Source organism: Streptomyces sp. NRRL F-5755, assembly GCF_001279365.1.
GTDB lineage: Bacteria > Actinomycetota > Actinomycetes > Streptomycetales > Streptomycetaceae > Streptomyces > Streptomyces rimosus.
This window is the reverse complement of sequence record NZ_LGCW01000016.1, coordinates 23,276-29,875: the sequence shown is the minus strand read 5'-3', so window position 1 is coordinate 29,875 and position 6,600 is coordinate 23,276. Positions and strand designations below refer to the sequence as shown.

8 protein-coding genes are annotated in these 6,600 nt (G+C 68.8%); 3 read left to right on the top strand and 5 right to left on the bottom strand.

Going from position 1 to position 6,600, the window contains the following annotated elements; translation table 11 throughout:
* Window positions 1-184 precede the first annotated feature (184 nt).
* Both ADK86_RS40445 and ADK86_RS03620 read right to left on the bottom strand, forming a co-directional pair.
* Window positions 185-505, bottom strand: coding sequence for a hypothetical protein (locus tag ADK86_RS40445; protein ID WP_078951766.1), 321 nt, complete (start codon window positions 503-505; stop codon window positions 185-187).
* Between the two features lie 118 nt (window positions 506-623).
* Window positions 624-1,424: an inositol monophosphatase family protein gene (locus ADK86_RS03620; protein WP_053695244.1), complete on the bottom strand. Its 801-nt coding sequence runs from the start codon at window positions 1,422-1,424 to the stop codon at window positions 624-626.
* A 122-nt stretch (window positions 1,425-1,546) separates the two neighbouring features.
* On the opposite strand from ADK86_RS03620, the gene ADK86_RS03615 reads away from it, so the two are divergent.
* Window positions 1,547-2,122, top strand: coding sequence for a GNAT family N-acetyltransferase (locus ADK86_RS03615; RefSeq protein WP_234345677.1), 576 nt, complete (start codon window positions 1,547-1,549; stop codon window positions 2,120-2,122).
* Window positions 2,123-2,181: 59 nt separating this feature from the next.
* Here ADK86_RS03615 and ADK86_RS03610 read toward each other — a convergent pair whose 3' ends face one another.
* The 3 genes from ADK86_RS03610 to ADK86_RS03600 all read right to left on the bottom strand — a co-directional run bounded on the left by ADK86_RS03610 (window position 2,182) and on the right by ADK86_RS03600 (window position 4,887).
* Window positions 2,182-2,718, bottom strand: coding sequence for a hypothetical protein (locus tag ADK86_RS03610; RefSeq protein ID WP_053695248.1), 537 nt, complete (start codon window positions 2,716-2,718; stop codon window positions 2,182-2,184).
* Between the two features lie 648 nt (window positions 2,719-3,366).
* Window positions 3,367-3,834 (bottom strand): cupin domain-containing protein, encoded by a 468-nt coding sequence (locus ADK86_RS03605; protein ID WP_053695243.1) that lies wholly within the window; start codon window positions 3,832-3,834, stop codon window positions 3,367-3,369.
* 189 nt (window positions 3,835-4,023) lie between these two features.
* Window positions 4,024-4,887 (bottom strand): SDR family NAD(P)-dependent oxidoreductase, encoded by an 864-nt coding sequence (locus tag ADK86_RS03600; RefSeq protein WP_053695242.1) that lies wholly within the window; start codon window positions 4,885-4,887, stop codon window positions 4,024-4,026.
* 58 nt (window positions 4,888-4,945) lie between these two features.
* On the opposite strand from ADK86_RS03600, the gene ADK86_RS03595 reads away from it, so the two are divergent.
* Both ADK86_RS03595 and ADK86_RS40435 read left to right on the top strand, forming a co-directional pair.
* Window positions 4,946-5,662: a TetR family transcriptional regulator gene (locus ADK86_RS03595; protein ID WP_053695241.1), complete on the top strand. Its 717-nt coding sequence runs from the start codon at window positions 4,946-4,948 to the stop codon at window positions 5,660-5,662.
* 25 nt (window positions 5,663-5,687) lie between these two features.
* A complete protein-coding gene (locus tag ADK86_RS40435) occupies window positions 5,688-6,593 on the top strand; it encodes an IS5 family transposase (protein WP_078951763.1) in 906 nt (301 codons plus the stop codon).
* Window positions 6,594-6,600 lie beyond the last annotated feature (7 nt).

Below are 6,600 nucleotides of genomic sequence, written 5' to 3'. Positions count from 1 at the left end.
GCCGCGGACCGTGGCCGTCACCCCGCCCAACGAGACCACCGCCCTGACGCTGAAGTGGCCCTGGGGCCCGCTCGTCCACCAGGACGGCGCCACCCACCCGGTCACCTTCGTCAACCCCATCGGCTGACCTGGCCCAGCTCCCCTCCCCGCTGGCTTCGCCGGGCTGAAGTACAAAGCGGGAGTGCTATGCGGCGTCGGCTTCGTCGAGGAGCCGAAGCAGTACGGCGGCCTCCTCGCGCAGCCGCGCCGCCCGAGCGGCATGCGCGGGAGCCGTCAATTGAGCTGCCGCCGCGAGTCGTTCATCGGCCTCCGACCGCACGATGTCAATGACATGGCTTTCGCTGAGCTCTCGTCGCGCCACTTCGGTGGCACCGGCCCCGACCGGCAACTGCTCAATGGCCAGGCCGCGCGTCTCGGAGGCATCCGCAGGCACCGCCTCGGCATTGTCCAGTGCGGCAAGCGTTGAGCGCAGGGCGCTCACTGCGGTCTTGTCACGGGCGCTCATGGCTTCCCGCAGGGCTTGATGCATTCGAGGACGCAAAGACATGACGGTGACTTTATGTACGTATCCCCGAGACCACAACGGAATTACCCCAGCACCACACCAGCCAACAGCTTCAGCTTCAGCGGCATCTGCGCATCATCGACATCAGCAGCCCATGGGTCTCGTCGTCGGCCGCGACGACGAGCCCACGGCCCGCCTCACCGATCGGGGCACCGTCGATGCCGGTGACAACGCAGTCGGCGGCCCGGCACACAGCGATCCCGGCCGCGAAATGCACGCTCTCGGACAGATTGCCGCCGTCGGTGACGTACGCGGCACGCTTGCCGGCAGCGACCCAGGCCAGCGCCAGCGTCGTGGATACGACGCGCGGTCGGAAATGTTCGATGAACCCGGGGTGGGTCAGTAGATTCACGGCCCGGAATTCGGGCGCGCTCGGAAAAGGCGGATCCAGGTTGACATCCACCAGTCGGGAAGCGGGCGTGGGCGTAAGCAGTGCGTCACCAGTCCCGTCACGCCGCACGCAAGCAGTCTTTCCGTCGGTGAAGAAGACCTCGCCACTGAACGGATCGGCCACCGCCGCTGCCCCATCACGCAGCGCCACGTTGACGGCCACCAGCATGTTGCCGACGGCGTAATTCAGCGTGCCACACAGGGGGTCCACCAACCACTGACGCACAGCGTCGGCGGCGCCCTGCTGCCCGCCTTCCTCCCCGAGGATCGCGTCATCGGGCCGTGCGGCACGGATGACGCCGAGAATGGCCTTCTCGGCCTCCACATCTGCGGTGGTGGCAAAATCCCCCGCGCCCTTGTCGATACGGTTGAGCCAACGGCCGTACATGGCGCGGACCACGTCCGCGCCGGCACGCGCCCCGGCTATCGCGACTGCGGCATCGTCGGAACTTTCGTATGAGTTGACCATGCCGCGCAGACTATCGAGGCGCGGTTATCGCCAGGCGAACTCTCCGTAGGAGCAGTAGGTTGCGGTAGACAGTCCGTATTGGTGCTCGGCCGGAGCATGGGCGGCTGGGTAGGCTTGCGATCATGGGTACGGTCATGACCAGCGAGGGGGCCGCGGAGCCGGTCGTCCTGGACGCGATGGAGCTGATGTCCGATCCGGGCCTTGGAGGGAGGTTCGCGGAGTCGGCCCATCGGATTCTGGCAGACCTGGTTCGCGGAGGCGCTGCGCTCGGCTGGGTCGAACCGCCTTCACCTCACGAGGTGGAGAATCTCTTCCGCGATGTCTTTCGTGCGGTGCAGGAGGGAGACGGGGCACTACGCGCCGCCTACCTCGACCGTCGGCTCGTCGGGCTCGGTTACTGGCTGCGCTACGCACGCCCGACCCACCGGCCGCACGCCGACCTGGAGAAGGTCGCGGTGGCCGCCTCCGCGCACGGGCGTGGTGTCGGTCGCGCGCTGACCGCTGCCTTGATCGGTGATGCCCGGCGGGCGGGTATCGAGGTCCTCACCCTGGACGCCCGCGGCGACAATCACAGCGCCCTGCATCTCTACCGGTCACTGGGTTTCACCGAATACGGCAGACTGCCCGGCTTCGTCGCCGTTGGCGAACACCGCTATGACAAAGTCTTCTGCATGCTGGACTTCCGACGGCGCGGCTGACGCCGGGAATGGAGGTGAGGTGGCATATTACGGCGGCCGATGGGACCGCTTGAGTCCCACTACCCTTCGTCCTTGACCTCCAGCGCCTGTCTCGCCTGACCGATGAACGTGACGTAGGCATCGCGGAATTCCAGGTACGCGGCGTCGTATGCGTTTCTCGGCTCGGGATTCTCCGCACCGATGAGTGCTTTGAGCAGCGGCTGTACGCGTCGCGCCATCTGCCGTACCTGCTCCGCCGCTTCGGAAACCTCGGCCGGGCCGTCGAGCCGGACCTCGTGGGTCGCCTTGTTCATGTTCCCGATGGCCGGGCCGATACGTTCGTACATCTCGGTCAGGAGCCGGTCCTTGCTGCCGCGGTCACGCGCCGCGTCGACATCGTCGATCTGCCAGGTGACCTCGGAGAAGGCGTGTGCGCATCGCATCATCTCCCGGTACGTGGACCGCCGTCGGTCGCGCTGCTCGCGAAGGGCCTCCGCCATTGTCGTCGTCCGAGCTTGGGCCAGCGCCGCGCGCGAGGTTGCCCGCGCGGTGATGTAGCTGGCCCCGAGTGCGGTCAATGCCGTGAGGACGCCGACCCATAGTCCGCTGTTCGCCACGATCGAGGAGTCTGCCAGTCGGGGCGCGGCCGGGAAACTGCCGGCCACACACGACACTTGCCCGGGCGGCGATTAGGCTCGGCCGACTATTGCGCACCGAGTCGCACGCGGCCCGCGCGGCGGGAGGGGCGACGCTTTCGCCGAGTGCCGCGCGCAGTGGGGGGATTGCGTATGCACGGCCGCACCGTCCGAACCGGCGCGCGTCGCGTCCGCGCCCGTTTCCGTGCGTACGCAACTATGGCGGCGTCCCTCGCCCTTGGCGTGCCGCCCTGGCGGGACCGGCGCAGGCCGCGGGAGACGGCCACCACCCGCCCGACACCAGTTGACGCAAGAGGCCCTGGACCGGCTGGTGACGAAGGCCGGTCTGCCCGGCGTGGGCGCTCTCGCCCAGGACATGTGCTCGTCTTCAACATCAATGGCGACTGGCTTACTCAGCAGACGGCACAGAATTACCAGGACGTCATGGAGGCGGAATTCTGCGGCAGGAAACCCGGTGCGACTTCCCCGAGGAAGTACACCGGGCATCCCGCCTTTGACATGACGCGACCGCATTAATCCCCACCCGGCCCGTCACGAGCCCTGCGACGTACGCCCGTACGCCCGTTTCGGCATGCGCCCGTACGCCCGTTTCGCCTACACCTGCTTCGTCTACGCAGGAGGTGGCGGAGCGTCGTGAAGCACCACTCCGTACCGCCCCAGAATGTCGACGTGCTCCGCGTCGCTGCGCGCATCGGCGGGGCCGATCGAATGGAAGTAACCCTCAATGGCGCCGGGATTGTTGATGACGAGAACCTCCGCGGTCGGCGTGACGGCCTGGAACGTGTGAGGGACCAGCCTGGGCCCGTAGACGTAGGCGCCCGGCTCGGCGTCACGTACATCGCACTCGGCGAGCGAGGCCGAGCCGACCCAGAACCGGACGCGGCCTGCCAGGACCACCCAGCTCTCGTCCTCCCGGCTGTGGGTGTGCAGGGGCGGTGCGTCCCCGCGCCCCACGGTGAGACGCATGACGGTGACCGCTCCATGCGTCTCGGCACTGGTCACGACCTGCTCGATCACGCTCTTGTAGTAGCGGAAATCCGGCCCGTCCCCCGGGTTCCGCACGAGGGCAATGCTCATGTGAGGTCCTTCCGACGCGCGGCCACACGTCGGCGGCCGGCTCACCGGAGACGCATTGATTTATCGTTCAAGCGTCGCATGCGGCGAGAGCCCCGGCCATACGCCGAAAGGACTTGGCTTGTTCTCACCCACCCCCGGGCAGCGCACCCCCCCGCCACGAGAGAGACGGCCGCTCAGTCGACCTCCGGCCTACGCGGCGTCCGCCGGCAGCCCGACGGGATACTCCGCGCCGAAGTCGGCGGAGACGGAAACGGCCTGCCAGGCCTCGGCTTCGGCGATCTGCTGCCGCGAGTAGTCGAGTGCCATCCTGGCCGCGGTCTCGCCCAGGAGCAGGTGGGTGGGGAGGTGGTCGCGCTTGACCACGCGGACGAGGATTTCGGCGGCACGGTCCGGGTCGCCGGCGGTCCGGCTGCCGCGGGCCCGGTCGGTGAAGGCGCCGACGGTCGCCTCGTACTCCGGCGGGACGTCCTGGATGTCCATGGAGGCACCGGCCCAGTCGGTGGCGAAACCGCTGGGCTCGACGACCAGGTAACGGATGCCGAACGGCGCGGTCTCGGTGGTGAGTACGCGGGTGAGGCCGTCGATCGCGAACTTGGCCGCCTGGTAGGAGCCCAGGCCGGCGCTGCCACCCACCCGGCCGCCGATGGAGGAGAACTGGACGACGATGCCGCCGCCCTGCGCCTTCAGCAGGGGCAGGGCCGCCTTGGAGACGTTGTACACGCCCCAGAAGTTCGTCTCGAACTGGCGGCGGAAGTCGTCCTCCGGGGCCGTTTCGACCGGGGCGACGTTCGCGTAGCCGGCGTTGTTGACGATCACATCGATGCGGCCGAATCGGTGACGGGCGGCGTCGAGCGCGGCCGTGGCCGCCGCGGCGTCGGTCACGTCGAGCGCGACCGGCAGGATCTTGTCGCCGAACCGCTCGACCAGGTCGGCGAGTTGCTCCGGCTTGCGGGCGGTGGCGACGACCTGGTCGCCCGCCTCGAGGGCGGCGACTGCGAGGGAGCGGCCGAAGCCGCGGGACGAACCGGTGATGAACCACGTCTGGGTTGCCATGGCGATAGCAAAACACGGTTGCGTTAATAGTGCAACCTGGTTGCGTTAGAATGCCCGTATGGCCAGCCGCAGTCAGTCCACGAGAGCCCGGAGCCCCGAGGCCAAGCGCGCCCGCGAGGCCACGATCCTCGCCGCGGCCACCCGTCTGGCCACGGCGAACGGCATCCGGTCGGTGACCTTGACCAACATCGCCACCGAGGTCGGCATGCACAAGTCGGCGATGCTGCGCTACTTCGAGACCCGCGAAGAGATTTTTCTGCGCCTGGCTGCCGCCGGGTGGGTGGAGTGGTCGCAGGCGGTACGCACGCAACTCGCCGACGCGGCACCCGGCGCGGACGACGAGGGCCCGGCGAGCGCCGCGGAGGGCATGGGCGTGGGTCACGAGCCTCGCCCGCACGCGGTCGCCGCCCTGCTGGCCGAGTCGCTGGTGGCGCGGCCCCTGTTCTGCGACCTGCTCGCGCACACGCCGATGAATCTGGAGCGCAACGTCTCGCTGGAGAGCGTACGGGCCTTCAAGCTGACCGCGATCGCCGAGGTCACGGCCGTGGGCGAAGCACTGCGTCAGGTGGTCACGCTGAGCCCGGCCCAGGCCGGCAACGTCGTCGCCACGGCTACGTCGATGGCCGGAGCGCTGTGGCAAATGGCCGCCCCGGGCACCGAACTCCGCCGCCTGTACGAGTCGGACCCGGACCTCGCCCACGCCGTCGTCGACGTAGCCCCCCGGCTGACCGACATCCTGGGCGGGCTGCTTCGGGGGTACGGCGCCGGCGGCTAGCGCGTGTCCGGCAGGTCGGTAACGGATCCAGGGTGGATCGTTCCGGTCATGGTGGGGCGGGGAACTCACGGACGCGGAGTGGGCTCGTCTTGAGCCACATTTGCCGCGGAATGTGGGACGGGGCAGGCGGTGGAAGAGTCACCGCCGAGTCGTCGACGGAATCCTCTTCCGGCTGCGGACCGGGATTCCGTGGCGAGACTTGCCGACCCGGTTCGGGAGTTGGGAGACCGTGTACGAAAGGCATCGGCGGTGGTCAGCAGACGGCACTTGGGAGCGCATGCTCCGAGCCGTGCAGGCGGATGCCGACGCGGAGGGCCGCATTGACTGGTTGATGGTCAGCGTGGACTCCACCGTCTGCCGAGCCCAGCAGCACGCCGCCGGCGCCCGCAGGAAAGCGCCGCGGAATCCCGGTACACGCATCCGGTCTGCGCAGCACCGCCCGGATGAGGGTCTCGGCCGCTCACGCGGCGGACTGACCACAAAGATCCGTCTCGCTGGCGAAGGCGGACTGCGGCCGCCGGCCCTGCTCGTCACGCCCGGCCAGTCGGGCGACGCCCCACGTATGATCCCGGTCCTGGACCGAGTCCGCGTGCCCCGCCCCGCAGGCGGCCGTCCGCGGACCAGCCCCGGCCATCTGAGCGGCGGCAAAGCATACGGCTCCCGCCGCAACCATCGCTGCCTGCGGCGTCGGCACATCAAACCCACTATCCCCGAGCGCCGCGACCAACGGACCCACCGCAGAAACCGCGATAGCAAGGGCGGCAGATCCACCGACTTCAATCACGCTCAACATGCCCGCCCAAACGAGGTCGAGCGCACCATCAACCGGATCGGGGGCTCCCGAACCGTGGCCACGCGTCACAACAAGAGGGCCTACGTCTGCCACGGCACCGTCACGGTCGCCGCACTTCGCCGCTGGCTCCGCCCGTGACCCGTCG